Annotated in this window: 26 protein-coding genes; 12 read left to right on the top strand and 14 right to left on the bottom strand. The window is 69.8% G+C overall.

From position 1 onward, the window contains the following. The coding region (locus Q8A52_RS48095; protein ID WP_316765001.1) for a universal stress protein at positions 1 to 415 on the bottom strand (415 nt) is incomplete at its 3' end. Between the two features lie 299 nt (positions 416 to 714). Between Q8A52_RS48095 and Q8A52_RS48090 the strand changes: the two genes are divergently transcribed. Further along, on the top strand, positions 715 to 1,443 hold the full coding sequence (locus Q8A52_RS48090) for a CBS domain-containing protein (RefSeq protein WP_316764999.1): 729 nt from the start codon (positions 715 to 717) through the stop codon (positions 1,441 to 1,443). A gap of 11 nt (positions 1,444 to 1,454) precedes the next feature. Here the strand turns inward: Q8A52_RS48090 and Q8A52_RS48085 are convergent, their stop codons facing one another. Together Q8A52_RS48085 and Q8A52_RS48080 are read right to left on the bottom strand one after the other, a co-directional pair. Continuing rightward, positions 1,455 to 2,366 (bottom strand): pyridoxamine 5'-phosphate oxidase family protein, encoded by a 912-nt coding sequence (locus Q8A52_RS48085; protein WP_316764998.1) that lies wholly within the window; start codon positions 2,364 to 2,366, stop codon positions 1,455 to 1,457. Between the two features lie 195 nt (positions 2,367 to 2,561). After that, entirely contained in the window at positions 2,562 to 3,005 is a 444-nt protein-coding gene (locus Q8A52_RS48080; protein ID WP_316764996.1) for a universal stress protein, read from the bottom strand. A gap of 541 nt (positions 3,006 to 3,546) precedes the next feature. On the opposite strand from Q8A52_RS48080, the gene Q8A52_RS48075 reads away from it, so the two are divergent. After that, on the top strand, positions 3,547 to 3,702 hold the full coding sequence (locus Q8A52_RS48075; protein WP_316764994.1) for a hypothetical protein: 156 nt from the start codon (positions 3,547 to 3,549) through the stop codon (positions 3,700 to 3,702). Positions 3,703 to 3,753: 51 nt separating this feature from the next. Here Q8A52_RS48075 and Q8A52_RS48070 read toward each other — a convergent pair whose 3' ends face one another. Next, positions 3,754 to 4,713, bottom strand: coding sequence for a GlxA family transcriptional regulator (locus Q8A52_RS48070; RefSeq protein WP_316764992.1), 960 nt, complete (start codon positions 4,711 to 4,713; stop codon positions 3,754 to 3,756). A gap of 149 nt (positions 4,714 to 4,862) precedes the next feature. On the opposite strand from Q8A52_RS48070, the gene Q8A52_RS48065 reads away from it, so the two are divergent. From Q8A52_RS48065 to ligA, 3 genes are all read left to right on the top strand, one after another. Beyond that, the gene (locus Q8A52_RS48065) at positions 4,863 to 5,162 is read left to right on the top strand and encodes a putative quinol monooxygenase (RefSeq protein ID WP_316764990.1); all 300 of its coding nucleotides are present in this window, start codon (positions 4,863 to 4,865) and stop codon (positions 5,160 to 5,162) included. Between the two features lie 98 nt (positions 5,163 to 5,260). Continuing rightward, on the top strand, positions 5,261 to 5,830 hold the full coding sequence (locus tag Q8A52_RS48060; RefSeq protein WP_316764988.1) for a PaaI family thioesterase: 570 nt from the start codon (positions 5,261 to 5,263) through the stop codon (positions 5,828 to 5,830). 392 nt (positions 5,831 to 6,222) lie between these two features. Beyond that, positions 6,223 to 8,313 (top strand): NAD-dependent DNA ligase LigA, encoded by a 2,091-nt coding sequence (gene ligA, locus Q8A52_RS48055; protein ID WP_316764986.1) that lies wholly within the window; start codon positions 6,223 to 6,225, stop codon positions 8,311 to 8,313. 365 nt (positions 8,314 to 8,678) lie between these two features. On the opposite strand, the gene Q8A52_RS48050 is transcribed toward ligA, so the two are convergent. The 3 genes from Q8A52_RS48050 to Q8A52_RS48040 form a co-directional block, all read right to left on the bottom strand. Then, positions 8,679 to 10,166, bottom strand: a complete 1,488-nt coding sequence (locus Q8A52_RS48050) for a dihydrolipoyl dehydrogenase family protein (RefSeq protein WP_316764984.1) — start codon at positions 10,164 to 10,166, stop codon at positions 8,679 to 8,681. Between the two features lie 257 nt (positions 10,167 to 10,423). Then, positions 10,424 to 10,612, bottom strand: a complete 189-nt coding sequence (locus Q8A52_RS48045) for a hypothetical protein (RefSeq protein WP_316764982.1) — start codon at positions 10,610 to 10,612, stop codon at positions 10,424 to 10,426. 41 nt (positions 10,613 to 10,653) lie between these two features. Continuing rightward, complete coding sequence (locus Q8A52_RS48040) at positions 10,654 to 11,097, bottom strand: VOC family protein (RefSeq protein WP_316764980.1); 444 nt, start codon at positions 11,095 to 11,097, stop codon at positions 10,654 to 10,656. A gap of 381 nt (positions 11,098 to 11,478) precedes the next feature. Between Q8A52_RS48040 and Q8A52_RS48035 the strand changes: the two genes are divergently transcribed. Next, positions 11,479 to 12,942 carry a membrane-associated oxidoreductase gene (locus Q8A52_RS48035; RefSeq protein WP_316764979.1) on the top strand — a complete coding sequence of 488 codons (1,464 nt, stop codon included), beginning with the start codon at positions 11,479 to 11,481 and terminating at the stop codon, positions 12,940 to 12,942. Positions 12,943 to 12,978: 36 nt separating this feature from the next. Here the strand turns inward: Q8A52_RS48035 and Q8A52_RS48030 are convergent, their stop codons facing one another. The 3 genes from Q8A52_RS48030 to Q8A52_RS48020 form a co-directional block, all read right to left on the bottom strand. Beyond that, positions 12,979 to 13,539 carry a hypothetical protein gene (locus Q8A52_RS48030; protein WP_316764977.1) on the bottom strand — a complete coding sequence of 187 codons (561 nt, stop codon included), beginning with the start codon at positions 13,537 to 13,539 and terminating at the stop codon, positions 12,979 to 12,981. Positions 13,540 to 13,563: 24 nt separating this feature from the next. Continuing rightward, on the bottom strand, positions 13,564 to 15,261 hold the full coding sequence (gene ctaD / locus Q8A52_RS48025; protein WP_316765004.1) for an aa3-type cytochrome oxidase subunit I: 1,698 nt from the start codon (positions 15,259 to 15,261) through the stop codon (positions 13,564 to 13,566). 448 nt (positions 15,262 to 15,709) lie between these two features. After that, positions 15,710 to 16,093 carry an AMP-binding enzyme gene (locus Q8A52_RS48020; protein WP_316765002.1) on the bottom strand — a complete coding sequence of 128 codons (384 nt, stop codon included), beginning with the start codon at positions 16,091 to 16,093 and terminating at the stop codon, positions 15,710 to 15,712. Positions 16,094 to 16,403: 310 nt separating this feature from the next. On the opposite strand from Q8A52_RS48020, the gene Q8A52_RS48010 reads away from it, so the two are divergent. The 4 genes from Q8A52_RS48010 to Q8A52_RS47995 are packed head-to-tail and all read left to right on the top strand — an operon-like array spanning position 16,404 to position 20,009. After that, positions 16,404 to 16,931, top strand: coding sequence for a hypothetical protein (locus Q8A52_RS48010; RefSeq protein ID WP_316764975.1), 528 nt, complete (start codon positions 16,404 to 16,406; stop codon positions 16,929 to 16,931). Continuing rightward, positions 16,928 to 18,058 (top strand): peptidoglycan-binding domain-containing protein, encoded by a 1,131-nt coding sequence (locus tag Q8A52_RS48005; protein WP_316764973.1) that lies wholly within the window; start codon positions 16,928 to 16,930, stop codon positions 18,056 to 18,058. Before Q8A52_RS48010 ends, Q8A52_RS48005 begins: the two co-directional genes overlap by 4 nt. Beyond that, positions 18,055 to 18,771 (top strand): ABC transporter ATP-binding protein, encoded by a 717-nt coding sequence (locus tag Q8A52_RS48000; protein WP_316764972.1) that lies wholly within the window; start codon positions 18,055 to 18,057, stop codon positions 18,769 to 18,771. The genes Q8A52_RS48005 and Q8A52_RS48000 overlap by 4 nt, the downstream gene beginning before the upstream one ends. After that, on the top strand, positions 18,768 to 20,009 hold the full coding sequence (locus tag Q8A52_RS47995) for an ABC transporter permease (protein WP_316764970.1): 1,242 nt from the start codon (positions 18,768 to 18,770) through the stop codon (positions 20,007 to 20,009). Before Q8A52_RS48000 ends, Q8A52_RS47995 begins: the two co-directional genes overlap by 4 nt. A 104-nt stretch (positions 20,010 to 20,113) precedes the next feature. Here the strand turns inward: Q8A52_RS47995 and Q8A52_RS47990 are convergent, their stop codons facing one another. Further along, on the bottom strand, positions 20,114 to 21,427 hold the full coding sequence (locus Q8A52_RS47990; RefSeq protein WP_316764968.1) for a cation:proton antiporter: 1,314 nt from the start codon (positions 21,425 to 21,427) through the stop codon (positions 20,114 to 20,116). Between the two features lie 217 nt (positions 21,428 to 21,644). Between Q8A52_RS47990 and Q8A52_RS47985 the strand changes: the two genes are divergently transcribed. Both Q8A52_RS47985 and Q8A52_RS47980 read left to right on the top strand, forming a co-directional pair. Next, complete coding sequence (locus Q8A52_RS47985) at positions 21,645 to 22,298, top strand: response regulator transcription factor (RefSeq protein ID WP_316764967.1); 654 nt, start codon at positions 21,645 to 21,647, stop codon at positions 22,296 to 22,298. A gap of 11 nt (positions 22,299 to 22,309) precedes the next feature. After that, on the top strand, positions 22,310 to 23,485 hold the full coding sequence (locus tag Q8A52_RS47980) for a sensor histidine kinase (RefSeq protein ID WP_316764965.1): 1,176 nt from the start codon (positions 22,310 to 22,312) through the stop codon (positions 23,483 to 23,485). Between the two features lie 20 nt (positions 23,486 to 23,505). Here the strand turns inward: Q8A52_RS47980 and Q8A52_RS47975 are convergent, their stop codons facing one another. The 3 genes from Q8A52_RS47975 to Q8A52_RS47965 form a co-directional block, all read right to left on the bottom strand. Further along, entirely contained in the window at positions 23,506 to 24,543 is a 1,038-nt protein-coding gene (locus Q8A52_RS47975) for a YncE family protein (protein WP_316764963.1), read from the bottom strand. 41 nt (positions 24,544 to 24,584) lie between these two features. Continuing rightward, positions 24,585 to 25,394: an alpha/beta fold hydrolase gene (locus Q8A52_RS47970; protein ID WP_316764961.1), complete on the bottom strand. Its 810-nt coding sequence runs from the start codon at positions 25,392 to 25,394 to the stop codon at positions 24,585 to 24,587. A 20-nt stretch (positions 25,395 to 25,414) separates the two neighbouring features. Next, positions 25,415 to 26,997, bottom strand: a 1,583-nt coding sequence (locus Q8A52_RS47965; protein WP_316764958.1) for an alpha/beta fold hydrolase, incomplete at its 5' end; no start/stop codon positions are given.

The following is a 26,997-nucleotide window of genomic DNA, read 5'->3' as shown; positions in this document are numbered from 1 at the left end:
GCACCAGAACCACCGGCCGCGTCGCCCGCCCCACCACCCCCAGCGCCACCGAACCCACCAGGAACCCCGTGAAACCGCTCAGCCCCCGCGACCCCAGCACCACCAGCTCGGCCCCCTCGGCCGCCTCGGCCGCCTCCCGCAGCACCTCGACCGCCGGACCCTCGACCAGCTCGTCGTACAGCCGAACCCGGGGAGACATGGCACGCGCCGCGTCCTCCGCCTGACGCAGGACACGGCGTGCGAGGTGCCGCTGTGCGGCGTTCTCGATCTCACCGTCCCGCGGGCGCGGGTGCCGGTTCCAGGCATGGACCAGACGCAGCGACCGTTCGCTGCGTACGGCCTCGCGGGCCGCCCACTGCGCGGCGGCAAGGCTCTCGGCGGATCCGTCCACCCCTACGACGACGGGCGGAAGCATCATGCCACCTCCAGGTGTTGGGCCGGCTTCGCAGTACCAGCCTCGTCTCGCAGTCACCGGGCGGGGAGGGGCCGCCAGGGCCTCACCCGGGACCATCCGGCCCACGTCCCGGGCTCGACGGCCGAGGGGACGTGTCCTGAGGGCCGCTCGGCCCGCCGCCGTGCCCGCTCAGCCCATGTGCGCTCGACGGCCGGCGCCGCAGGCTGAAGACGAAGCCCTTCGCGGGGAGTTCGCGATGACCGTCATCCAGGACACGTGGGTACAGGCTCCGTTGGCTGACGGCAGAAGGAGGCTCAGCCATGAAGCCCACGAAGATCGGCGCTCTCATGACCGTCGACGTCGTCACGGCGGTCCACGGCACGCCCTTCAAGGAAGTCGTCCGACTGCTCGGCGAGCACCGCATCAGCGGGCTCCCGGTGATCGACGACGATCACAAGGTCATCGGCGTCATCTCCGAGACCGACCTCATGCTCCACCAGACCCGCCCGACCGAGTCCCACGGCACCTTCGCCGCCCTGGCACACCGGCTCAGCCGCTCCGTACGTGAGCGCGCCGCGAAGCGCCGGGCACGCACGGCCGGCGGGGCGATGTCCACCCCGGCCATCACCGTGCGCGCCGACGCCACCGTCACCGAGGCCGCACGCCTCCTCACCGAGCACCGCATCGAGCGGCTGCCGGTCGTCGACGAGGAGGACCGGCTGGTCGGGATCGTGACCCGCCGCGACCTGCTGCAGGTCTTCCTGCGCAGCGACAAGGAGATCCAGCGCGACGTACGCCAGGAGGTCTTCGTCAACACGCTCTGGCTCGCCCCGCACACCATCGAGGCCACCGCCCACAACGGCGTGGTCACCCTCACCGGCCGGATGGAGCGGCGCAGCGACATCCCCATCGCGGTCGGCATGACACGCCGCATCGACGGAGTCGTGGACGTCGTCGACCATCTGACCTACCGACTCGACGACACCCGGCTCCAGCCCGCCGAGCAGGCCCTGCACGGCCTGGCCGACGACTGGCTGCGCAGGCTGTGAGGCGCCGCGGCTCACATACCGGCGGTACCGATACGACGGCCGGTGAGCCGCGTCGGCTCGATCGACACCCACATGTCGCGTCGCCCGCCGGCCCATGAATCGGTGTGGGCGCTCTCGTTCAGCCGACGCACGATGCCGGGCTCCGTGACCACCTGGGCCGGGCCGACGACGAGCACGCTCCAGCCCTGGCTCAGGGCGTCATCCACATGGTCGACCTCGAAGGCGACCTCGTTCCCCACGGCCGCCGCGGGCACTGAGTCGGGCGCCGTCCGAAAGACGATCGCGTCGTCGACGACCCTGTAGTTGACGGGGACCACCGCCGGACCGTCGGGTGTCGTCACCGCGATCCGTCCGATGCCGTGCGTGGAAAGCCGGGCGCGGCACTCGTCTGGGCTGAGCTGCAGCAGCTGAGGGTGCACAAGCGCCATGCCCTGGCCCGGAGGAAGATCCATACCGCCCCCGCGCAGGGCTTCGACGCTGGTGCCCAGCGCGGCGGCCAGGCGGATCAGGGTGGCCAGGGTCGGGTCGGCCGGGTGTTCCTCCAGGTAGGCCAGGTAGTCGGGCGCCATCGCGGCGCGGCGGGCCGCTTCCGTCCGGCTCATCCGCTGCCGCCTGCGTTCGGCGGCCACCCGTCGTCCGATGTCCCCGGGGTTGGGTCCCCGCCCCGGCCGGGCGGCGCCGGACAGGGCTGCCTCGTCCGCTGCCCGCCCGGACCCAGCGACGCGTCCGGACTCGTACTCGACGTGCCGGATGCGCGCGTCGGGCCCCGGAAACACGAGGGCCACCTCATCGGTGTCCGACCAGCGCACGTCGTAGGGAGGCGTTCCGTCCTCGTGGTGGAGTCCGACGATCTCGCCGTCGCGCCGGGCGGCGCCGGTCGTCGGACTTTCTATGACGAGGAGATCGCCGAGGTGAGCTCGCATGACCGCCGCCCTTTCCGCACAGTGCCGCTGTATCCAACGTGCCATGTGCAGCACCCCGCCGCACTGACGGAACCCTCTGCCGGGAGGGCGACTGTCAGCTCGCCGTCACCGTGAAAAACCGCGAAAGTCGGCCACACCACATCCACGGCGACGTCCACGGCGACGTCCACGTACACGTCCACGTCCACGTCCACGTCACGAGACTCCCTCGCGGATGATCACAACGGGGCAGTTCGCGTGCTGCGCGACATGCTGGCTGACGGAGCCGAGCAGGGCCCGGGCGAAGCCGCCCCGCCCATGGCTGCCCACGACCAGGACCTCGGCGCCCTCGGCCGCCCTGAGCAGCACGTCGACGGCGTTGCCCTGCACCAGGTGCGTCCTGACGGCGCCGGCGGCCTCTTCTCCGAGCACGTCCCTCAGCTCCTGGACGAACGCCTGCCGGGCGTTCTCCTCGTCGAGGGTGGCGTCGATGGCCGGTGCCATCCACACACGCCCACCCGGCAGGTCCCACGCGGACACGACGTCGACGTCGGCACCGATGAGGCCGGCGTAGCGGACGGCCCACCGCAGCGCGTCGTTCGAGGACGGCGACCCGTCGACGCCCACGACGACACGCTGCCTCGAGGCATCAGTGTCCATGTGTCTCACCTCTTCTGTGGTCCTTGCCCGCCGCGCCCGGGCGGCGCCTCTACCCTCCACGCTGAGCCACTCCTTCCCGACGCGCCATGAGGACAGGGCCGGGGCATGGCATATGGGTGCCGGGGGCTTCCCTCCGACTCGCCGGGGCGGAGCGAACCGCGCGGGCCGCACAGCAGCAGGTGCGTGACCAGGCCACCGCCGAGCACGCTCATTGGCTTCGCCAGCGGCGCTTCGAAGCGTATGAGGGCTCCATGCGCGCGTACGACAGCTTTGCGCGCACGGCCACCGAGAGTCTCCGCGCTGCCGGGACGGCATCGGCCCGGAGGTCGTCGCGGCCCGCCGCCGCGCTGCGTCTGGCCGAAGCCCGGGCCCGCTGCGGTGCCCGCGCCTTCGTCCACGAGTTCACCTGGCCTTCCCCCGCCATCCAAGGTTCGCTCGGCGCTTGCCATGCGCTCGATGTCCCGTTCGTCTTCGACAACCTGACCGACCCGTCCTTCGCGCCGCTGCTCGGGGCACCCCGCCGCAGCCGCTCACCGACGGCATGCACGCCGCGTGGGTCTCCTTCGCCACCATCGGCGATCCCGGCCGGCCCGAATACCGTGAACCGAGCCGCACCGTGCACCACTTCGGCGCCTCACCGGCGGTGATCCATGACCCACGCAGGGATCTCCGGACGCTGTGGGACGGCGTGCGCTGACGGAGGTCGCAGCGGCGGACCAGCCCCGGAGTCACGCCGCCCGCACCCGGTTCATCGCCCGCGCAGGGCGCTCGCCGTCTGACCCGTGCGTTCGCGCAGCAGGATGCGGAGCGTGTTTGCGTGCTCGTAGCCGACCTTGCGGGCGATGATCTCCAAGGGCAGACCCGTGGTCCGGAGCAGATGAGAGGCCCGCTCGACGCGCAGATCCTGGACGAAACCGACGGGTGAGGTGCCCAGCGTGCGGCGAACGGCCCGCTGCAGTGTGCGCTCGCTGACCCCGATGGCCCGCGCCCCTGCGGCGATCGAGATCGGCTGGTCGAGGTTCACGCGGGCCCACCGTTCGAAGGCCGCCAGCGTCGGATCGGTCTGCGCCAGTGCCGCGGAGATGGTGTAGGCCGCCTGGGACGGGCGCTCGTCGACCACCAGATAGCGGGCGACCAGGTCGGCCAGTACCGGACTGCTCATCCGCACGATCGCGAGCGCCAGGTCGACGTGCCCGAAGGCCGCACCCGCGGTGGTCACGCCCTCGGACGCGGTGACCATACGGGTCTCGTCGACCGTCACCGCCGGGTAGCGCTTGCGGAAGTACGGTGCCAGCCACCAGCTCGTCGTGGCACGTCGGCCGTCGAGGACTCCCGACTCGGCCAGCAAAAAGGTGCCCGTGCAGGCGGAGGCGATGGGTGTGCCGCGTTCACGTGTTGCGGCCACGAGGCTCCGTACGGGCGCGGACACCGGACCCGAGACATGGGCGATCAAGGCATCGGGCCGCCGCTCGGCCAGCGCGGGCACGAGCAGCAGATCCGCGTCCTGAGCCGCGCTGACGGGGGCGGTCTCGACCGTGTGCCCGGCGCCCGTACGGATCCGCCTGCGAAAGCCGATCGTGGTGACCTTCCAGGCGGGCGGAGGTTCGGGCAGTTCGTCCCGCATGGCGTTCGCCCCGTCCAGCACGTCCAGGAGGGCGGCGAGCCCGGAGTCGAAGACGCCGTCGTATGCCAGCACAGCTATGTCCATGACGGAAACGATATCGACTGCGTCGTTTCCGACACTGGGTGGGGCGGCGCGAGCGACCTAGATTCTTCGGTGTCCGGATGCGAGACGGTGCCCGGTACCGGCACCGCACACCTTCCACGAAGACCACACCACGACCACGGGAGTGCACCATGACGAAGCTCGGACTGCTGGCGCGGATCGAGGCCAAGCCCGAGTACGCCGACACGGTCGAGGCCCTGCTGCGCGACGCACTGCAGCTCGCGCAGCAGGAAGACCACACCGTCACCTGGTTCGCGTTCCGGCAGGGCGCCACCACCTTCGGAGTCTTCGACACCTTCGATGACGAAGGGGGACGCCAGGGACACCTCCAGGGCAAGATCGCCGCCGCCCTGATGGACGCCGCCCGGACCATGCTCAGCGAGGCACCGGACATCCGTCCCGTCGACCTCCTGGCGGTCAAGCTTCCCTGAGCCGCGGATGCCGGTGCGGCAGCGCACGAACCGCGCTGCCGCCCCGGCATCCGGCACCTGACCACGACTCCCACGCCCGATCGAGGAACGGAAGCACCATGGCGCAGTCCACCACCCGAAACCGCAGCACCTCCGGCGACGCACACTCCGAAGCCGTACCCCCGGCCGGGACCCGCTCGCGTACGCACTCCTGGGAACCCCCGAAGGGTTACGCGGCCGCCGGTGACCACACGGGCATCGAACTGGCTCGCATGAGCCTGGACGGCCGTCTGCCGGAAGCTCCGATCTGCGGGACGCTCGGTTTCCGGCTGGTGGAGGTCGAGGAGGGCGGGGCCGTCTTCGAGGGCGACCCCGGAGAACACCTCTTCAACCCGATGGGCACGGTCCACGGAGGCTTCATGGCCACCCTCCTCGACTCCGCCCTCGGCACCGCCGTACTGACCGCACTGCCGGCCGGCCGCGCGTACACCACGGTCCAGCTCGGTGTGAACCTGGTCAGACCGGTGTTCGCCACCACCCCGACGCTGCGCTGCGAGGGCAGGGTCGTCCATGTCGGCCGCACGACGGCGACCGCAGAGGCCCGGGTCGTCGGCGCGGCCGACGGCAAGCTGTTTGCGCACGGGACCACGACCTGCGCGGTCTTCGCGCTGCCCGGCGGCTCCGCGTAATTCCCTGTCCCCCCGCCATGGCCGTGCAGCATGATGCACACATGTCCGAACACCCTTCCGAGTGGGTCATCTTGTCCAGCTACGAGAACATCCCCGGCTGCCCGCGGCCGGGACGGCTTGTGGCGGATTGACTGCGGGACCGGGGCATCGACTGGTGGCCCTTTGCCGGGCCGGACGTGCGGATCGACCACATGTGCGGAAAGCGGCCCGACGGGCACTGGTACGGCACGTTCGTCGTCCGCATTCGCGCGGATGCCCTGCGGCGGCTCGGACTGCACCCGGATCAGCCGACCTCGGCCCCGGCGGACCCCCTGCCTCCCAAGTGGTGGGGAAGAGGGACGTGGTGAGTTCCTTGGGGGGCGTTGTCAGTGGTGGCAGGCAGGATGAACGGCATGACGACACCGATTGCGCAGATCGCTGATGCCTCCGCCTACGCGCAGGCGGTCGAGGACGCGGTGAAGGCCGCTGCCGCCTACTATGCGGGCGGTACCTCGCCCATGGACGACGACGCCTACGACAGACTCGTGCGAGGCATCGCCGCCTGGGAGGCCGGGCATCCCGACCAGGTGCTGCCCGACTCGCCGACCGGGAAGGTCGCCGGCGGTGCGGCCGAGGGCGATGTGCTCCACACGGTGGCGATGCTGAGCCTGGACAATGTGTTCTCGTCGGAGCAGTTCGCCGCCTGGGCGGCTTCACTTGCGCGCCGGATCGGCCACGAGGCGGAACGATTCAGCGTCGAGCCGAAGCTCGACGGACTTGCTGTCGCGGCCCGTTACACCGATGGCCGGCTGACCCGGCTGATCACCCGTGGCGACGGGACGGCCGGTGAAGACGTCTCGCACGCGATAGGCACCATCGAGGGGCTGCCGGCCACCCTGTCCGAACCGGTCAGCGTGGAGGTGCGGGGCGAAGTCCTCATGACCGGTGCGCAGTTCGAGGAGGCCAACACGGCGCGCACCGCGCACGGCGGGCAGCCGTTCGCCAACGCCCGCAACGCGGCAGCGGGCACGCTGCGCGCCAAGGACCGCGCCTACCCGGTGGCGATGACGTTCTTCGGCTACGGCCTGCTGCCGCTGCCCGAGACCGACGCCGCCCTGGCCGCACGGCTGGGCGGCCTCGCCCACAGTGAGCTCATGACCCTGGCCGCCACGCTCGGTGTGCACACCACCGCCGGCACCGCGGTACCCGGCACCACGGCCGGCACCACCGACGAGGTGCTGGCCCGCGTGCAGGAGATCGCCGCCCTGCGCGCCCAACTGCCGTTCGGTATCGACGGCATCGTCATCAAGGCGGACCTGGCCGCCGATCAGCAGGCCGCCGGGAACGGTTCGCGGGCCCCGCGCTGGGCGATCGCCTACAAGCTGCCCGCCGTCGAGAAGATCACCCGGCTGCTCGAGGTGGAGTGGAACGTGGGCCGCACCGGCATCATCGCCCCGCGCGCCGTCCTGGAACCGGTGGAGATCGACGGCTCCACCATCACCTACGCGACCCTCCACAACCCGGCCGACATCACGCGCCGTGATCTGCGCCTGGGCGACCACGTCATGGTCCACCGCGCCGGCGACGTCATTCCCCGCGTCGAAGCCCCTGTAGCCCACCTGCGCACCGGCGCCGAGCAGCCGATCGCGTTCCCCGAGGCATGTCCGCGCTGTGGATCGGTGATCGACACCAGCCAGGAACGCTGGCGCTGCGAGCAGGGCCGCAACTGCCACCTCGTCGCTTCCCTCTCCTACGCCGTGGGCCGCGACCAGCTTGACATCGAGGGCCTTGGCACCACCCGCATCGTGCAGCTCGTCGAGGCCGGCCTGGTCAGTGATCTCGCCGACCTCTTCACCCTTACCCGCGACCAGCTCCTCGCGCTGGATCGCATGGGCGAGACCAGCACCGACAATCTGCTGGCCGTCCTGGCCACCGCCAGGACGCGGCCGCTGGCCCGGGTGCTGTGCGCACTCGGCGTCCGCGGCACGGGCCGGTCCATGTCGCGACGCATCGCCCGGTACTTCGCCACCATGGACAACATCCGCACCGCCGACGCCGAGGCGCTGCAGCAGGTCGAGGGCATCGGTACCGAGAAGGCACCGTCGATCGTCGCGGAACTGGCCGAACTCGCCCCGCTGATCGACAAACTCACCGCGGCCGGGGTGAACATGACCGAACCCGGCGCCACTCCCCCGCCCAGCGCCGACGCCGAAACGGAGATCAGCGGTGCCACGACCGACGCCCCCGCCGCCGGTCCGCTCGCCGGGATGACAGTCGTGGTCACCGGCGCGATGACCGGGCCGCTGGAGCAGTTGAGCCGCAACCAGGTGAATGAACTCATCGAACGGGCAGGTGGCCGTTCGTCCTCCAGCGTCTCCAAGAAGACCACCCTGGTGGTCGCCGGCGAAAACGCCGGTTCCAAGCGTGCCAAGGCCGAAGACCTTGGTATCCGCCTCGCCACACCCGACGAGTTCGCCCTGCTGGTCGCCGACTGCCTCGACTGACACCGCCGACGCGCGCGTCTTCGCCTGGGAGGAACGCTCCCACGAGTCCTCGGCGTTCATGCTCGACCGCATCGGCAAGGAACTCCCCATCGCCCAGGTCCCGTCGTCAGATCCCCGTCGTCCGCCCGGAGGGCGGGCCCGGAGGCGTCATGGGGGTCCCCCCTGCTCGAGCGAAGCCGAGGGCTCGGGGGAACGTGCTCTCGGCGTGCCGGGCGCAGGCCCTCGTACTGGATGTACTTGGGGCTGTGCCCGGTGCGGCGAGTGGGGGTCCCCATCTGACGACAGGACCTAGCGGTGCCTGTCGCGCTGCCCGGCCTGGCCGAGGGCGGGCAGCGCGGTGGCGCTCGGTTGCCGTGGGCCGACCGTCACGACCCGGCGTGGCGCTGGGCGCGCAGTCCCTCCAGCAGGCGCAGCCAGACCTCGGCGGCCGTCGGATAGCTCGGGACGACGTGCCACAACACGGACAGCGGTACGCGCGCCACGATGGCCACCGTCGCGGAGTGCACGAGGTCCGCGATGCCGGACCCCACGAAGGTCGCCCCCACGATGGTGTCCGTGGCCCGGTCGACGACCAGTTTGGCGCGGCCGACATAGTCTTCGCGCATCACGTAGGTGCCGGCGAGGCCGGCCATGTCGTACTCGACGGTCTGGATGTCGAGGCCCGCCGCGCGGGCCTGCTGCTCGGTCAGCCCTGCCGAACCCACCTCCGGTTCGGTGAACGTCACTTGCGGACTGCCGCGATGACCGTCCGCGGTGGACAGCGGGTCGGCGAGCGGGCGTCCCAGGGCGCGCGCGGCGATCACCTCGCCGGCGATCCGCGCCTGGTACTTGCCCATATGCGTGAGCAGTGCGCGCCCACAGACGTCGCCGATGGCGTAGAGCCACTGCCCGTCCACGCCCTGTACTGCCTGTTCGTCGTCGACGGTGAGAAAGCCGCCGTCGGGCAGGCCGACGGTCGACAGGCCGATGTCCTGGGTGTTGGGGGTGCGCCCGGTGGCGAGCACCAGTTCGTCCGCCGTGGTCTCGCCGTTGTCGTCGAGCACCACGGTGACCGGTCCGCCGTGCACCATGCCGACTCCCGTGTCCCGCGGGTCCTTCCGGGACACCGAGTTGACCGTCCTGCCCGGGACCAGCTTCACCCCGGCCTCCCGCAGCCGGTCCGCGACCATCCGGCCGGCGAAGGGCTCGACGCGGCGCAGCAGGCCCGTACCGCGGTGGACGACGGTCACCTCGACACCGAGGGACTGCAGCCAGGTGGCGGACTCGCAGGCGACCACTCCACCGCCCAGGATCACCACGCTGCGCGGCACCTCATGCAGATTGGTGACGTCGCGCGAGGTCCACGCCCTGGCGTCGGCCAGGCCGGGGACGGGTGGCACCGTCGTGCACGAGCCCGTGTCGATCACCACGGCGTGCCGGGCGGTCAGGGTGCGTGCGCCGCCATCGGCAGCGGTGACCCGCAGGGTGCGCTCACCGTCGAGCCGTCCGTAGCCGCGGACCACATCGATGCCGGTGTTCAGGGCCCACTGGACCTGCGAGGTGTCGTCGAGCCCGTTGACCACCCGGTCCCGGCGGGCCAGGACCGCGGACACGTCCAGCCCTCGTCGAGCCACCAGGGAGGCCACTCCCGGCACGTGCCGGGAGTTCTCCAGCATCTCGCCCGGCCGCAGCAGCGCCTTGCTGGGCATGCACGCCCAGTACGAACACTCACCGCCGACAAGCTCCGCCTCGACCAGAACCGCGTCCAGGCCCGAGAACTGCGTGGAGTACTGGGCGGCGTTCTCCCCGGCGGCGGCGCCGCCCAGAACGATCACGTCCCATTCGGTCCGGTCGGGGTCCACGGCTGCACTCATCTAGCTCCTCCGGCGTCCCCCGCAGGCGGTGCCGCTCGCCGGCCCGTGCTCTGCGGGACCTCTGTCGTGCCGCGCGGTGCGACGGCCCGTGAGCCGGCCGTGCCGAACCGTGCGCGTTTCATGCCGTGACTGCCTTGCGCGTAACGAAGCCGCCGCGTAGACATACGTCCCGTCCACGATCGCCCCGATGTCGGCGTTCCGCCACCGAAAGGAGTGCCGTACCAGGTCAGCGGGGCCGGTACGGTGCGCCGAGCGCGTCAGTCGGCCTCGGCCGCGCGGACGAGCCGGTACCCCTCCTCCTCGAGGGTGCGCGCCATGTGCGCGGCGTACCACTGCGGCCAGTCGGGGTCGGGTCTACCGAGCTGCTCCTCATGGACGCCGTGCGCGGCCGCGGCTCGCTTGAGTACGTCCAGCAGGACATCGACCGTCATCGCCTCCATCAGCATGTCCTCCGCCGTATCTGCTCAGCCGTGGCAGGTGGGCCCGGTCATCGCCCGGGTGCCCGGGTCTTGACCTCCTGCAGGAACCAGGTGTTGCCGTCCGGGTCACTGAACGTGGCGAACGAGCCGTAGTCGCCCGGCGCCGGCGCGCGGCCGGGTACGCGCTTGTCGCTACCGCTGTGATGGAAGACCCCGCCGGCGTCATGGAACACCTCGGACACATCGGCTCCGCGGTCGACGAGTTCGGCACGGGCCGCGTCGATATCGGCGACGACGAGATACAGGTTCTGCAAGGAACCGGGATCCGCTGCGGTGACGCCCTTGCCGAAGATGACGGACGCCTCCGAGCCGGGCGGGGTGAACTGCACGACCCGGAAGCCGTCCTCGCCGGGGAAATCGGCATCGAGACGCCATCCCAGCGCCTGATAGAAGTCCTTGGCCCGGTCGACGTCGGCGACCGGAATCACCACGACCTCGAACTTCATGTCCATGAATGACCGCTCCCTTTCTCATGCCCCTCAGCGCACCCGCGCGGAGCGGAAGCCGCTCACGTAGGCGCATGGGGCCGCGGGCACGGGGCTGGACGCGCGGCGGCTGGACTTGCCGAAGCCCGCGCAGCGGTGGGCCACACCGGGCACCACGACACCTGCTCATTGTCCCGCGGGCCGACCTGTCCGGCGAGCGGTGCGGGCGGGGGCCCGCCTGTGCCTACCAGGGTCTCGCGGTCAGAGCGGCCGTCCCGGATCGCCGGTTACTGCCTTCGGCGTCGTACACATGCGGATGACAGCCCGCTGCAGGCCAACCTGGCGGTCAATTGGTCTACACACAAAGTGAGTTGACAAGCACAGCAGGTCAGTTGAAAGTCACGGCTGATGGACTTCGACGACTTGACGCCCGCCGAGGAGCAGGTGCGGAGGGCGTATTCCCGCGGTGAGACGGTGGACTTCCGTGCGGCGGAGGACGAAGATCCCGCCGACGGGGCGGACTGGGGGCCGCAGCGGACGATCCGTGCCTCGGTGCTGAAGGCGCTGCTGCTGAGTGCGCCGCAGGAGGACGGTCGGATCGCCGCGCTCAGGCTCAGGGGCGCCCGTGTCACCGGGACACTGAATCTCGCGTACGGGGTGATCGACCAGCCCGTCCGGCTGAGCCACTGCTACTTCGAAGCGGCTCCCGATCTCTACGGATGCCGACTGCGGCAACTCAATCTCAGCAGCTCCGTGCTGCCCGCCATCCGGGTCAACAACGCCCGCATCGACGGTCCGCTGCGGATGACGGACTGCCGGATACGCGGCACGGTGAGGCTGGGCGGATCGCAGATCGCGGGTGCCCTCTGCCTGGACGGGGCCGAGCTGACCGCTGCCGATGCGCAGCTGCCCACCCTCCAGCTCCACCAGACCGTCATCGGCCTCGACCTGTGGGCACCGCGCTTGCGGGTGCGGGGAGAGGCACGGCTCAACGGCGCGGAAGTCGGGGGTCTGGTCAGTCTCGAAGGCGCCGAGCTCAGCAACCCCGGCGGCATCGCCCTCCGCGCCCAGTCGCTCGGGGTGAAAGCCGACGTTCTTGCCCGATCCCTGCACGCCCGCGGCAAGGTCGATCTGCGCGGCGCGCGGATCGCAGGCCGACTGGATCTGGCTCGTAGTCACCTGTCCAACCCGGGGGACACTGCCCTGCGAGCCAGCAGCTGCAGTATCGGGGAGCTCTGGCTCCACCGGAGTCGGCCCATCGAGGGGACCCTCCATCTGCGCCGTTCCCGGATCGACAAGCTCAGTTTCGAACCGGAGGTCGTACCGGGCGAGGTGCTGCTCAACAACCTCAGCTACAGCGTGCTGTCCCCGCACGAGCCCGCCGAGCGCCGCCTGCCCATGCTGCGCAGGGACGGCGATGGCTATCTCCCCCATGCGTATGAGCAGTTGACGGCCGCGTACCGCCGCGTCGGCGACGACCACGGTGCCCGTGTCGTCCAACTCGCCAAGTTACGCAGGCACCGCAGCACCCTTCCCTGGTACGCCCGTGCCTGGGGCCACCTCCAGGAAGCAACCGTCGGCTACGGTTACCGCCCCCTCCTCGCAGGCGCGTGGCTGCTGTCCCTGCTGACGATCGGCTCGGTTGCCTACGGCCTGCATCATCCCCGTCCCCTCAAGGCGTCCGAGGCCCCGCACTTCAACCCGGTGTTCTACACCCTCGACCTGCTGCTCCCCGTGATCTCCTTCGGGCAGGAGGGCGCCTTCGCTCCGGACGGCTGGTACCAGACGCTCTCCTACGCCCTCGTCATTGCCGGCTGGATCCTTGCCACCACGGTCGTCGCCGGCATGACCCGGACCATCAGCCGCCAGTGAGAAGAAGGGCAGCCGGCACCCGCAGGGGCGGTGACGTCATCGTCGCGGTGACCGGCGGTCCCTCCCACTGAGGGTTGGTGACGTCACAGTAGGCCGCCGGATCACGTGCATGTACGTGACCGCGATGACGAGGGACAGACCAATCGTGGAGGGGACGGCAGCGATCGCCCACCAGCCCATGCCGGCCCCGGGGCTTGCGATCGCCCAGAGGCCGACGGGGACCGAAGCCGCCGCCGGGCCGCAGCCGATGAGGACGGCAACGGCCCTTCGGCCGCGACCGGGGTCGGGCGGCGGCTGATCGTGACGAAGCTCCGTCCATTGCCGTGCGACCTCGTGCCGCTCCCGCCGCCGTTGCACGGCCGCGCGTACCCGAAGGCCCGCCGTGACCGCGATGCCCACCGCGGCCACGGCGGAAGGAATCCACCATCCTTCGGCGACGAGAAGCAGCAGCGCGACGCATCCTGCTGTGCCCCAGCCGATGAGGCAGGCCGCAGCGGCACTGCGCCGGGAGAGGGGCCGGTCGGCGCCGGCGCGCAGGTCCGCGAGGGCCGGTACGTACCAGACACAGCCGGACGCGGTGGTGACTGCGAATCCCATGGCAAGGACGGCTTGGGGCATGGCCTACCTCGCCGCGTCGAGAGCGGCGATCTCCGGGTGGTGCAGGTCGAACGCCGGGGACTCGCTGCGAATCTGCGGAAGTTGGACGAAGTTGTGGCGCGGCGGCGGGCAGGACGTCGCCCATTCCAGCGAGCGGCCGTAGCCCCACGGGTCGTCGACGTCGACCGGCTTGCCGTACTTGGCGGTCTTCCAGACGTTGTAGAAGAACGGCAGGATCGACAGGCCCAGCAGGAACGCACCGATGGTGGAGAGCGTGTTGAGGGCGGTGAAGCCGTCGGCGGCCAGGTAGTCGGCGTAGCGACGGGGCATGCCTTCGGCGCCGAGCCAGTGCTGGACCAGGAACGTGAGGTGGAAGCCGACGGTGAGCGTCCAGAAGGTGATCTTGCCGAGTCGTTCGTCGAGCATCTTGCCGGTGAACTTGGGCCACCAGAAGTGGAATCCGGCGAACATCGCGTACACGACCGTACCGAAGACCGTGTAGTGGAAGTGAGCGACGACGAAGTACGAGTCGGAGAGGTGGAAGTCCATCGGCGGTGACGCCAGGATCACGCCCGTCAGGCCGCCGAAGACGAATGTGATCAGGAAGCCCGTGGTCCACAGCATCGGCGTCTCGAACGACAGACTGCCCTTCCACATGGTGCCGATCCAGTTGAAGAACTTCACCCCGGTCGGCACGGCTATCAGGAAGGTCATGAAGGAGAAGAACGGCAGCAGCACACCGCCGGTGACGTACATGTGGTGGGCCCAGACCGTCACCGAGAGACCCGCGATCGCGATCGTCGCCGCGATCAGGCCCAGGTAGCCGAACATCGGCTTGCGGGAGAAGACCGGGATGACCTCGGAGACGATGCCGAAGAACGGCAACGCCAGGATGTACACCTCTGGATGGCCGAAGAACCAGAACAAGTGCTGCCACAACAGCGCCCCGCCATTGGCCGCGTCGAAGACGTGACTGCCGAACTTGCGGTCGCACTCAAGCACGAACAGCGCCGCGGCCAGCACCGGGAACACGATCAGGATCAGCAGCGCGGTCAGCAGCACGTTCCACACGAAGATCGGCATCCGGAACATCGTCATGCCGGGTGCCCGCATGCAGATGATCGTGGTGATGAAGTTGACCGCACCGGCGATCGATCCGAACCCGGACAGCGCGACACCCATGATCCACAGGTCCGCGCCGAGGCCCGGCGAGTGCACCGCGTCCGACAGCGGCGCGTACAGGAACCATCCGAAGTCGGCCGCTCCGCCGGGGGTGAGGAAGCCGAACGCCGCGATCGACGAGCCGAACAGGAAGAGCCAGTACGCGAGCATGTTCAGGCGCGGGAAGGCGACGTCCGGGGCACCGATCTGGAGCGGCATGATCCAGTTCGCGAAGCCGGTGAACAGCGGCATCGCGAACATCAGCAGCATGATCGAGCCGTGCATGGTGAACGCCTGGTTGAACTGCTCGTTCGTCAGGACCTGCATACCGGGGCGGGCCAGCTCGGCGCGCATCAGCAGGGCCATCACACCGCCGACGATGAAGAACGCGAAGGCGGTCACCAGGTACATCGTCCCGATCTTCTTGTGGTCGGTGGTCGTCAGCCACTCCGTCCACGTCGACCGCCCGCCGGCCGTCTGCTCCGTACCCCCGGACGTGACTCCGGCCGTGGAGACCGCCGCGGCCGTCGGCCGCACGGTCTCCAACTGCTGTTCCTGCATCTCGCCCACCGGACGATGCCCTCCTCTTGTCATGTAGAGGCGAGCCGGGAAGCGCCACAGCGCGGGTGGGTACCGGGGCCCTCCCGGCCGCCGCCTCATGATCGTCGGAGGGGTGCAGGGGCGGGATAGGGCCGAACAGTCCCAGAACCGTCGGGGACTGGGGCCCAATGGCCCACTTCTGGGGACAGGGAGGGAGAATTTGAAAATATTTGCGTCGTTATAGACCTACTGCCCGATTCGCAGGGTTCGGTTGTGGGCTCCGCGGATGCGGTCGATCTGGTTCCGGTCACGATGCGGCAGGACACGGCGAAGTTGCCGACCCTGCGCTCTCCTTCTGCCGTGGTGCCGGGCGCTGCCTGGGCACCGAGCCTCACAGCGACCGTCACCGTCCCGTACTCGGCATCCGTGCTCGCCTCAGTGACATCCTCGATGTCGCCCAGGGCCTCGGTCAGCACGCGAAGCGTGGCATCGGCGGGCAGCGCGAGCTTGTACGGCTGCCCGACCCCGGTGACCGGGAGCGCGTCGAGGACACGGACGGCCCTGGGAGCGGCGGCCGCCTCGCCGACATGGGCGCGGCTGCCCAGGCGCGGAGGTCGTCCTCACCGACCGCGCCGTGTGCGAGGGTCACGTATGCCACCGGCACCTCGCCGACTCGCCGGTCCGGCTGTCCGACGGCCTGGGCGCCGGTGACCGCGGGGTGCGAGAGCGCCCGGTGAGGTGGAGAAAGCCGTCCTCGTCGAAGTGGCCGAGGTCGCCGGTATCCAGCCGGCCGTCGGTCACCTTGCCCTGGCTGCTGACGCGGTGGCCGTTGTCGTCGCGGCCCTCGACCCAGCCGGGGAAGAGCTCCCGGCTGCCGGTCGGCACGGGTAGTCGTCGTACGGGCCGATGACCGAGTAGGGGTCGGTGAAGTGGAGGAGCGGGGCGTCGTACCAAGCTCCCGGCACCCCGGCGGACGCGTCGATCGAGCGCCGTACGCCCTCGACGTGCTCCTCGAAGACAGGCTCGACAGCCGCCGAATTGACGGGCCACTCCCTCCCGTCCGAGCGGTTTTCGCAGGTCACGGCCGGTTAATCCCAGCCTAATCAGGTCACCGCTCCAATGGACTTCGCCGAGGCAGGGAGCCCCGGTGAGGAGGTGGGACCGTGAGGATCCGCGACATGGCCGTGCTGGCGGTCATCCCGTTCGCGCTGACGCTGACCGCGTGCAGCAGCAGCGGCGACGACGGCGGCGTCGCCAGCGCCGACAAGGGCAAGTCCGCCGCGACCGCCCAGCCCAGCAAGTCGGCGGACGCCCGGGAGGCGCAGCTGAAGTACGCCCAGTGCATGCGCGAGAACGGCGTCGACGTCAAGGACCCCGATCCGGGCCAGCCGCTCCGGGTCACCGGCAGCGGCGGCCCCGGCAAGAACACGCTGGAGGAGGCGGCGAAGAAGTGCCGGAAGTACATGCAGAACGCCGCGCCCGGTGACGCCGACGCGAACGACAGCAAGGCACATGACCAGATGGTCAAGTTCGCGCAGTGCATGCGCGAGAACGGCGTCGACATCCCCGACCCGAAGCCCGGCGAGGGCCTGAAGATGCAGGTTCCCCAGGGCTCCCAGGCGAAGGCCCAGGCGGCGCAGAAGAAGTGCCAGAAGTACCTGCCCGGTTCGATGCAGATGGGACCCTCGTGAGCGCGCCGGACACCATCCGTGAGTCCTCCCCGAACGGCGCCGCCGACTCCGGGCCGGACGAGCCCGGGGCACGGCGCAAGGGCAAGCGCGCGTTCCTGATGGCGGCCGTGCTGGTCGTCATCGTGGCCGGCGCGGCAACCACCGCGCTGACCCTGACGAAGGACGATCCGTCGGCGGGCAAGGCCGAGGAGACGGCCATCGCGACGGCAGCGGTCACCCGGGGAGACGTCGTCGAGACCGAGTCCGTCGACGGCAAGCTGACCTACGTCGGCGAGCGGACGATCCCGGCGACCGCGAACGGGGTGGTCACCTGGGTCCCGTCCGAGGGCACCACCATCACCCGCGGCAAGCCGCTGTTAAAGGTCGACGACAAGCCGGTGACCCTCATGTACGGGTCCCTGCCGCTCTACCGGACCTTGAAGGAGGGCGTCGAAGGCGCCGACGTGAAGGCGCTGGAGCGCAACCTCAAGGCCCTCGGCTACGGCGACTACCTGACGGTCGACAAGGAGTTCACCTCCGCGACCGCCAAGGCCGTCAAGGAGTGGCAGGAGGACCTGGGACTGGCGGAGACGGGCTCCATCGACGCCGCCCAGGTGGTGTTCGAGTCCGGGCCGCTGCGGGTCAGCGAGGTGGGCGTGGAGAAGGGCGGCAGGGCCGGCGCCGGCGCAAAGGCGCTGACGGTGACCGGTACCGAGCCGACCGTCCACGTCGACCTGGACGCCGCCAAGCAGAACATGGCCAAAGAGGGCGCCGCGGTCGGCGTCATCCTGCCCGACGGCAAAGAGGTCAAGGGCAAGATCACCTCGGTGGGGAAGGTGGCCAAGGCCGGCAAGGAGGAGGGCAAGTCGACCATCGACGTCGACATCAAGCTCTCCGCCAAGGAAAGCGGCAGCATCGACCAGGCACCGGTCACCGTCAAGCTGGAGAGCGAGCGCGCCAAGGCCGTGCTGTCCGTACCGATCGAGGCGCTGCTCGCGCTGCGAGAGGGCGGCTTCGGAGTGGAGGTCGTCAAGGGCACGCAGAAGCACATCGTGCCCGTGAAGACCGGCACCTACGGCGGCGGGCGGGTCGAGGTCTCCGGCTCCGGCATCGGCGAAGGAACGAAGGTCGAGGTGCCCAGCTCATGAACATCGTCGAGCTGACCGGCGTGACCAAGGCGTATCCGGGCGGCGTCAAGGCACTGCGCGGGGTGGACCTCGTGATCGAGCCGGGCGAACTGACCGCCATCGTCGGGCCGTCCGGCTCGGGCAAGAGCACCCTGCTCAACCTGATCGGCACCCTGGACCGCCCGTCCACCGGCCGCGTGGAGATCGCCGGGTACGACGTCGCCGAACTGTCGGACCGCGAGCTGTCCACGCTGCGCGCCCGGCACATCGGATTCGTGTTCCAGTCCTTCCATCTCGCCGACGGTGTCAGCGCCCTCGACAACGTGGCCGACGGACTCCTCTACGGCGGTGTCTCCCTGTCGAAGCGGCGCAAGCTCGCACGTACCGCCCTGGAACGGGTCGGCCTGAGCCACCGCCTCGGGCACCGCCCGGACCAGCTCTCCGGCGGTGAACGCCAACGGGTGGCGGTCGCCAGGGCGGTGGCCGGGGAACCCGACCTGCTGCTCGCCGACGAGCCGACCGGAAACCTCGACACCGCGGCCGGCTCGGAGGTACTGGGCGTGCTGATGGACCTGCACCGCAGCGGCACCACCATCGCGATCATCACGCACGACCAGGACATCGCGCAGTGGGCGCCCCGCCAGGTCCGGGTACGGGACGGTCACATCGTCACGGACGGCGGCGCAGGCAGCGGACGCAATCTGACCGCGGCATGGAAGGAGTTGTCGGCATGAGCGGCACGGACACGGCCGCGTCCGTCGGGACCAGACAGCCGAAGCAGCCTTCGCGGCTGTCGCCGGCCCGGCTCGCACCCAGTGACGTCTTCCGGGTGGGCCTGTCCGGGCTGCGGTCACGGCCGACGAGGGTCGTACTGTCCGCCCTGGGCATCGCCATCGGGATCGCCACCATGGTGGCCGTCATCGGTATCTCCTCGTCCAGCAAGGAGCAGTTGCTGCGCCAGCTGGACTCGCTGGGCACCAACATGCTGACGGTGCAGCCGGGCCAGACCATCTACGGTGAGGACGCCAAGCTGCCCGAGACATCGGTCGCGATGACCAAGCGCATCGGTCCGGTCACGACCGCATCGGCGACGGGAAAGACCGACGCCACGGTCCGGCGCAACAACCTGATCCCCAAGGAAGTCACGCAGGGCATCTCAGTCCAGGCCACGACCCCCGAGCTGCTCAAGACGCTCGACGGGTCGGTCAGCACGGGCGCCTGGCTGAACGCCTCCACCGCCAAGTACCCGGCCGTGGTGCTGGGTTCGGAGGCGGCCAAGCGGCTCGGCCTGTCCCACGTGGGCGACCAGGTGTGGATAGCCAACCGCTGGTTCACCGTGGTGGGGATTCTTCAGACGCTGCCGCTGGCACCGGAGATCGACCGCTCGGCCCTGGTCGGCTGGGACGCCGCCGAGAAGTACCTGGACTTCGACGCCCATCCCACGATGATCTACGAACGCTCCACCGACGCCTCGGTGGAAGACGTCCGCGACGTCCTGCCCCGCACCGTCAGCCCCGAGAACCCCGAAGAGGTGAAGGTCAGTCGGCCCTCCGACGCGCTTGCGGCCAAGGCCGCCGCCGCCGGCACCTTCACCAGTCTTCTGCTCGGACTCGGCGCGGTGGCGCTGCTCGTCGGCGGCGTGGGGGTCGCCAACACCATGGTGATCTCGGTCCTGGAACGACGCCGCGAGATTGGCCTGCGCCGCTCGCTCGGCGCCACCCGCGGGCAAGTGCGCACCCAGTTCCTCGTCGAGTCGCTACTGCTGTCACTGCTCGGCGGCGTCGTCGGAGCGGTCCTGGGTTCGGGCGCCACGATCGTGTTCGCGCTCTACCGGGACTGGCCGCCGGTCGTACCGCCGTGGGCCTTCGGCGGAGCCATCGGCGCGACACTGGCCATCGGCACCATCGCCGGCATCTATCCGGCGATGCGGGCGGCCCGGCTCTCTCCCACGGTGGCCCTCGCCACCGCCTGACCGCGGTACCCCCCGGCGGCGTCCCCCCTGCCGTCGCCGGGAGAGGCCTCCGGCGGCCGACCGACGCGATCGGACGGCCGCCGGAGGCCTCGTCCTCGGTGCGTTCAGCCGTTCGCGGCCGCTTCCGCCCGTGCCTGCAGCAGCCGCAGGTCCTCCTCTGTGGTGCACTCGACCCGATTCATGGCGATGCGCAACAGCGGGGGTGCCATGACGGAGGTCGCCACGGCGACCAGCACGATGATCGTGTAGGTGCGTGTGTCGAGGATGCCGAGCCGCAGACCGACCATCGCCACGATCACCTCGATGACTCCGCGCGCGTTCATGCCGGCGCCGAGCGCCAGGGCCTCCCAGCGGGTGAGCCGGCTCAGCCGTGCGCCGAGGTAGGCGCCCGCGAACTTGCCGAGGACGGCGACGGCTAGCACGAGCAGGGCCGCGGCGAGCACCGCGGGTTCGGCCAGCGCCGTCAGGTCGATGCGCAGGCCGGCGGTGGCGAAGAAGACCGGGGCCAGGAAGCCCAGGACGACCGTGCGCAGGGAACGGGTGCGGGCCCGCGCGATGTCACTGCTGGAGCCGATGACCATGCCGCAGAGGAACGCGCCGAAGACCGCTTCCAGTCCGAGGGCGTGGGTGCCGGCCGCGGCGAGCAGGATCATCGCGGCGGTCGCCGCGACCGTCTGCTGCTCGGATCCCTCGCTTGCCCGCAGTACCAGCCGGACGAGCGGCCGTCCGGCCACCAAGGCGATCACGACGACGAGCACCAGGGACAGGAGGGACGTGACGACCATTCCGGCACCGAACCCGCCGGCGGCCATCGCGGAGACGATCGACAGCATGACCCAGCCGAAGGCGTCGTCGATCATTCCGGCGGCGAGGGTCAGCTGGCCCACGTTGCGGTGCATCAGGTTCATGTCCATCAGCGTCTTGGCGATGACCGGTATCGCGCTGACGCACATGGCCACTCCGATGAACAGTGCGAACACATGCGTGTCGGCCTTTCCGGTGCCCAGCAGGCGCGCGAGCGGATAGCCCAGTCCGATGCCGAGGGCCAACGGAATGATCAGCCCGGACAGGCTCACCCGCAGTGCGGTGGCTTTGCGGCGGCGCACCATGCGCAGGTCCATGTCGATGCCGGTGAGCCCGACGAGCAGCAGTACGGCGACCTGGCCGACGGCGTCGAGCAGATGTGCCTGCTCCGGCAGGGACGGCAGCAGCCATCCGGAGGCGGCCGGCGCGAGCAGGCCGAAGAGCGAGGGCCCGAGGATCACGCCCGCGCTCAGCTCGCCGACGATCGCCGGCAGGCCGAATTTCGCCGCCAGACGGCCGAGAAGAATCGCTAAGAGAAGCAGGAGGCCGACCTGGAGAAGGAAGACCAGGAGCGCATGGGAGGGGATCGGTTGTACAGGAGCGGCCAGCAACACGGGACTCCTTCTGAAAACGGTGGGACGGGTACGAGGCATGGAGCACGCGCATGGATCTGACGTCGCGGGCCACGGGAGGCGCACGGAACGTGTTCCGTGCGCTCTTCGACCGGTGAACGGGGATTTCAGAATCCTCAAATACCCTTTGGAACCACCTTATTGGAACCTAACATCCTTTGCGCAACCATCGGTCGGACAGTGACTCCGGGGGAGAAACATGCGCGTGCTTGTCGTCGAGGACGAGGAAATCCTTGCGGAAACCATCACCGAGGGACTGCGGGACCAGGCCATCGCCGTGGACACCGTCTATGACGGGGCGGAGGCCCTGTACCGCACCAGCTACACGGACTACGACGTGATCGTCCTGGATCGCGACCTGCCCGAGGTGCACGGCGACGAGGTGTGCCGTCAGCTGGTGGCCAAGCGCAGCAGCAGCCGGATCATCATGCTCACCGCGGCCGACGACGTGACCGACAAGATCGACGGCCTCTCGCTCGGCGCCGACGACTACCTGGCCAAACCGTTCGTGTTCGATGAGCTGGTGGCCCGCATCCGGGCGCTGGCCCGCCGCTCGGCCCCGCCGCTGCCACCCGTCCTGGAACGCGCGGGGATCCGGCTCGACCCGCAGCGCCGCACCGTCGAGCGCGACGGCCGGCCGGTCGTCCTCACGAAGAAGGAGTTCACGTTGCTGGAGGAGCTGATGCGGGCCGACGGACGAGTGGTGAGCGTCGAGGAACTCCTCGACAGGGCATGGGACGAGAACATCGACCCCTTCAGCAATGTGGTGCGGGTGGCCATGGTTGCACTGCGCAAGAAGCTCGGTGAACCGCGTGTCATCGAGACCGTCACCGGCGTGGGATACCGGCTGTGAAGAGCATGCACATGAGCCTGAGGACCCGGCTCACCGTCGTCTACGGAGCGCTGTTCCTGGTCACGGGCATCATCCTGGAGGCAGCCACCTACGCGGTCACCGCCCGTGCCGTGAGCACCGAGTTCAAGGTGGTGGTCACCAAGCCGCCCCAGGAAATGGTCCCCGGATCGACAACGATCACCTCCCAGAACGACATGGCCGAGCAGATCGCCAGGCAGCAGAAGGCGGTCCTGGACCAGACGGTGCAGGCCGCGGTGCTCACGTTGCTGGCCCTGGTCGTCCTGTCGCTGCTGCTCGGCTATCTGGTGTCGGGGTGGATGCTGCGGCCCCTGCAGCAGATGACCGCCACCGCCCGGAGGCTGTCGGAGAGCACCCTGAACGAGCGGATCGGCCTGACCGGGCCGCGCGACGAGATCAAGGAGCTCGCGGACACCTTCGACAGCCTCCTCGAACGGCTCGACCGGGTCTTCAACGCGCAGCGCCGGTTCATCGCCAACGCCTCGCACGAACTGCGCACTCCGCTGGCGATAAACCGCACCATGATCGACGTGGCCCTGGCCAAGCCGGGCGGGGTGCCCGATGCGGTGAAGACCCTGGGGCACAAGCTGCTGGCCACCATCGGCCGCCAGGAGCGGTTGCTCGACGGTCTGCTCCTGCTGGCGAAGTCGGAACGCGAGCTGCAGGACCGGTCCCCCGTCGACCTGTCCGCCCTGGCATCGCACGCCGTGGATCAGCTCGCCGAGCCCGCCCGGCGGGCGGGTGTGACGCTCCATCATGTTCTCCACCCCGCACGGGCCGTCGGCGACCCGGTGCTGCTCGAGCGCTGCGTGGTCAATCTGATCGAGAACGCCGTCAAGTACAACGTCATGAACGGACAGCTCTGGATCTGGACGCGTGAGTCCGCCGGCTGGACCTATCTCCAGGTCGAGAACACCGGCCCGGAAGTCTCCCCGGAACAGGCCGAGTGGATCTTCGAGCCGTTCCGTCGGCTGCGGGCCGACCGGGTCGGCTCCGCCAAGGGAGCCGGGCTCGGACTGTCGATCGTACGGGCCGTCATGAACGCCCACGAAGGCACCGTCCAGGCGCACCCCAGGTCGACCGGCGGACTCGTCGTCACACTCCAGCTGCCGGCGCCTTCTCCCCAGGGGCGCAGACGGATGTCCGAGGAGAAGGCCGTGCTGCAGTAGGTCCGGACAGGACCTTGCGTCTACCGCCCGGCCCGAGTGACCACCGACACCGTGTTGTCCAACTGGTTGGAGACGTAAACGGTGTCGGTGAGCGGGTTGACCGCGACACCGAATGGTATCTGGCCGGTGGTCACCTTCGCCCTCACCGTGGCGGTCCGGCCGTCGATCACCGTCACCCCGCTGTCGGCGCCGCTGGCCGCGTACACGGTGTCGGTCAGCGGATCGGCCGCGATCTGCGCCGGGAAGGCGCCGACGGGCACCGAACGCACCACCTCACGGGTGCGTTCGCTGATCACCGCGACCGTGTTGGTGGTGCCGTTGGTGACATAGACGGACTTGGTCAGCGGGTTCACCGTGATCCCGGGCAGGACCCCGCCCACCGTCACCGTGCCGGTGACGGTGCCGCTCCGGCCGTCGATCACCGAGACGGTGCCGTCGCCGGCGTTGGCGACGTAGGCGACATCGGTGCGCGGGTCGACCGCCACCGCGCCGGGCGCCTTGCCGACCGGGATTCTCGCGCGCACCTCGTTCGTGCGGGCATCGACCAGGGAGACACTGTGGCCGTCCGGGCCCTGGTCGGTGACGTAGAGCCTGCGGGTGACCGGGTTCACGGCGATGCCCGTCGGGGCGCCGCCCACATCGATCGTGTCCAGCAGGGCGTGGGTGCGTCCGCTGAAGACCAGGATCTTCCCTGCGAAGACACTGGTGACATAGATGCGGTTGGTCACCGGGTTCACCGCGATCCCCGCCGGAATGCCCTCGACGGGCAGGGTGTCCGTCACCGTGTTGGTCCGGCCGTCGATGACCGACACCGAAGCGGAATGGGAGTTGGCCACGTACACCTGGTTCGTCACGGGATTCACCGCGACCGACGCCGGGGCCGTGCCCACCGGGACCGTGGCGGCGACCACCGGGACCGCGGCTTCCCGCCCGTGCGTGTGCCGCACCGCCGCAGGCTGCGCCGCCGCGGCCATCGGCTCGGCGACCACTGTCAAGGAAAGCACGGCCATCGCCACGCCGAGCATGCCGAAGCACCGGCGGGTCTTTGCGAATTCCATTCTTGTCTCTCCCGTGTCGTGACGCGTGGAAATCCCCACCGTCAGTTCCGAATGCCGCGGAAGAACTCGGCAAGAGCCGAGTTGACTTCGGCGGGCCGTTCGATGAATCCGTAGTGCCCGCATCCGGGAATTTCCCGGTACGTACTGCCCGGAATGCTGTCCGCCACCTCGCGGCACAGATGCGGCGGTGTCAACAGATCGTCGGCGAAAGCCAGCACCATGCAGTCGGCACCGATGTTTCGGTAGCTCGACAGCCGGTCGGGCAGTATGTCGATTTCCAGCTGCGACCGGCTCACCGACGAACTCAGCGGCGACATCTCGAAGATGTCCAGCCAGTCCCGGACGGTCGCCTCGTCCCTCAGCGTGCGCGGCGAGAAGCCCTGCATCACCCGGACCAGTGCCTCATACCGGGGAGGCAGCCCGGCCTTGCTGTCGAGCACCTCCAGCTCCGCCTCCGTCATGGCCCTGCTCAGGGTGTCGCTGCGCCCCCGCGTCGCCATCAGGACCGCCTGGCGCACGAGGTCGGGGCGGACGAGCAGGAGTTCCTGCACGAGGATCGCCCCCATGGAGAAGCCCACCACCCGGCAGGGCCCGGCCCCCAGGAACTCCACCAGGCCCGCCGTGTCGGCCACCATGTCCGCGAGGGTGAAGCCCTCCTCACACAGATCGCTCGGCGCCACACCCCGGTTGTCGACGGTGATCACCCGGAAACCCGCCGCGGTGAGCGCCGGCACCTGATGGGTGCGCCAGATCCGGCCGGGCGCGCCGGTGCCCGCGATCAGCAGCACCGGCTCGCCGGACCCGTATTCGTCGTAACTCAGATCGATCCCGTTGATCCTGGAGACCGGCATCCTCTTCTCGTCCCCCGCGCTCAGTACTTCTCGGCGATGACACGGGCGATCTCGGCCAGCGGACCCGCATCCATGATCCCGTGATGGTCGGTGTCGAGCTCATGGCTCTCCACACTGCCCGCGGTGTACGGGCGCCAGATGTCCGGCGCCCCGGACGCCGGGGAGAAGGCCGGCCGACCCACCGCTGCGACGAAGAGGAGCAGGTCGCCGTCGAAGACGTCCGGGGTGAACTCCCGCATGAGACGCTCGTTGTTGGCCTTGACCCGGTGGACGTCCGCCAGCGCCTCGTCGGTGGCAGCCGCCCCCTCCTCGCCCCCACCGATGTCGGCGGGCACCTCGACGCCGTCCTCGATGCGCACCATCGGTCCCTCCCCCGGCGCGGCACCGGCACCGGCACCGACGGCGCGGCCGGCCGCCGCGTCGCCGCTGTGGTGCGGATAACCGTCCAGGCTCACCAACAGGGCGACCTGCTCACCCTTGCTCCGGATGTGCGTCGCCAGCGCCTGGGCGACCGCACCTCCGAAGGACCAGCCGAGCAGGTGGTACGGACCGGTGGGCTGAACTTCGCGCATTCGCTCGAAGTAGTCAGCGACCATCTCCGCGATGGACTCCGGCAGGTCCGGTTCGCCCTTCAGGCCGCGCGACTGCAGACCGTAGACCGGGTACTCCGCCGGGAGGTGCCGGGTGAGCGCCGCATAGCGCCAGCTCAGTCCCTGACCCGGATGGACGCAGAACAGCGGAGGCCTGTCGCCCCCGGTGCGGAAGGGCAGCACCGGGTCGAAGTCGCCCACGTCGGAGACGTTGTTCAGGGCGGCGGCGACGGCGGCCGGGGTCGGCCCGGTGAACAGATCGCGGATGCCCACCTCACTGTCCAGTACGGTCCTGATCCGGTCGATCAGCCGCATGGCCAGCAGGGAGTCGCCACCCAGGTCGAAGAACGAGTCCTCGCGTCCGACCCTCTCCACGCCGAGCACGCCCGCGAACAGCCCGCACAGCACCGCCTCGGCCGGGGTGGCCGGAGCCTGCCCGGAAGCCTGCCCTGCGAAGTCGGGGGCCGGCAGCCTCCCGCGGTCGAGCTTGCCGTTCGCGGTCACCGGCAGGGCCTCCATGGACACGACGGCGGCCGGGACCATGTAGTCCGGCAGCTTGCCCGCCACGTAGTCCCGCAGAGCAGCGGTGTCGACTGCACCTTCGGCGGCCGGGACGATGTAGGCGACCAGGCGCTTCTCTCCCGGCCGGTCCTCACGGGCGATCACCACGGCCTGGCCGACCGACTCGTGCGCGGTGAGCACCGCCTCGATCTCGGCGGGCTCGACACGGAAACCACGGATCTTCACCTGCGCATCCGCACGGCCGGCGAAGACCAGCTCACCCTGTGGCGTCCACTTGGCCAGGTCACCGGTCCGATACATCCGCACGCCGACCGAGCCGGACGGATCGCTGAGATCCACGTACGGGGAGGCCACGAACCGTTCGGCCGTCAGAGCGGGTCGGTCGGCGTAGCCGCGGGCCAGACCGGCGCCCGCGACATACAGCTCACCCGTCACACCGACAGGCACCGGCTGCAAGAACTCATCCAGCACGAACACCCGCGTGTTCTCAC

Origin of the sequence: Streptomyces herbicida, from assembly GCF_032656585.1 — a bacterium.
GTDB lineage: Bacteria > Actinomycetota > Actinomycetes > Streptomycetales > Streptomycetaceae > Streptomyces > Streptomyces herbicida.
Note: the sequence above shows the minus strand (reverse complement) of the source record. Positions and strands in the feature narration are given on the sequence as shown.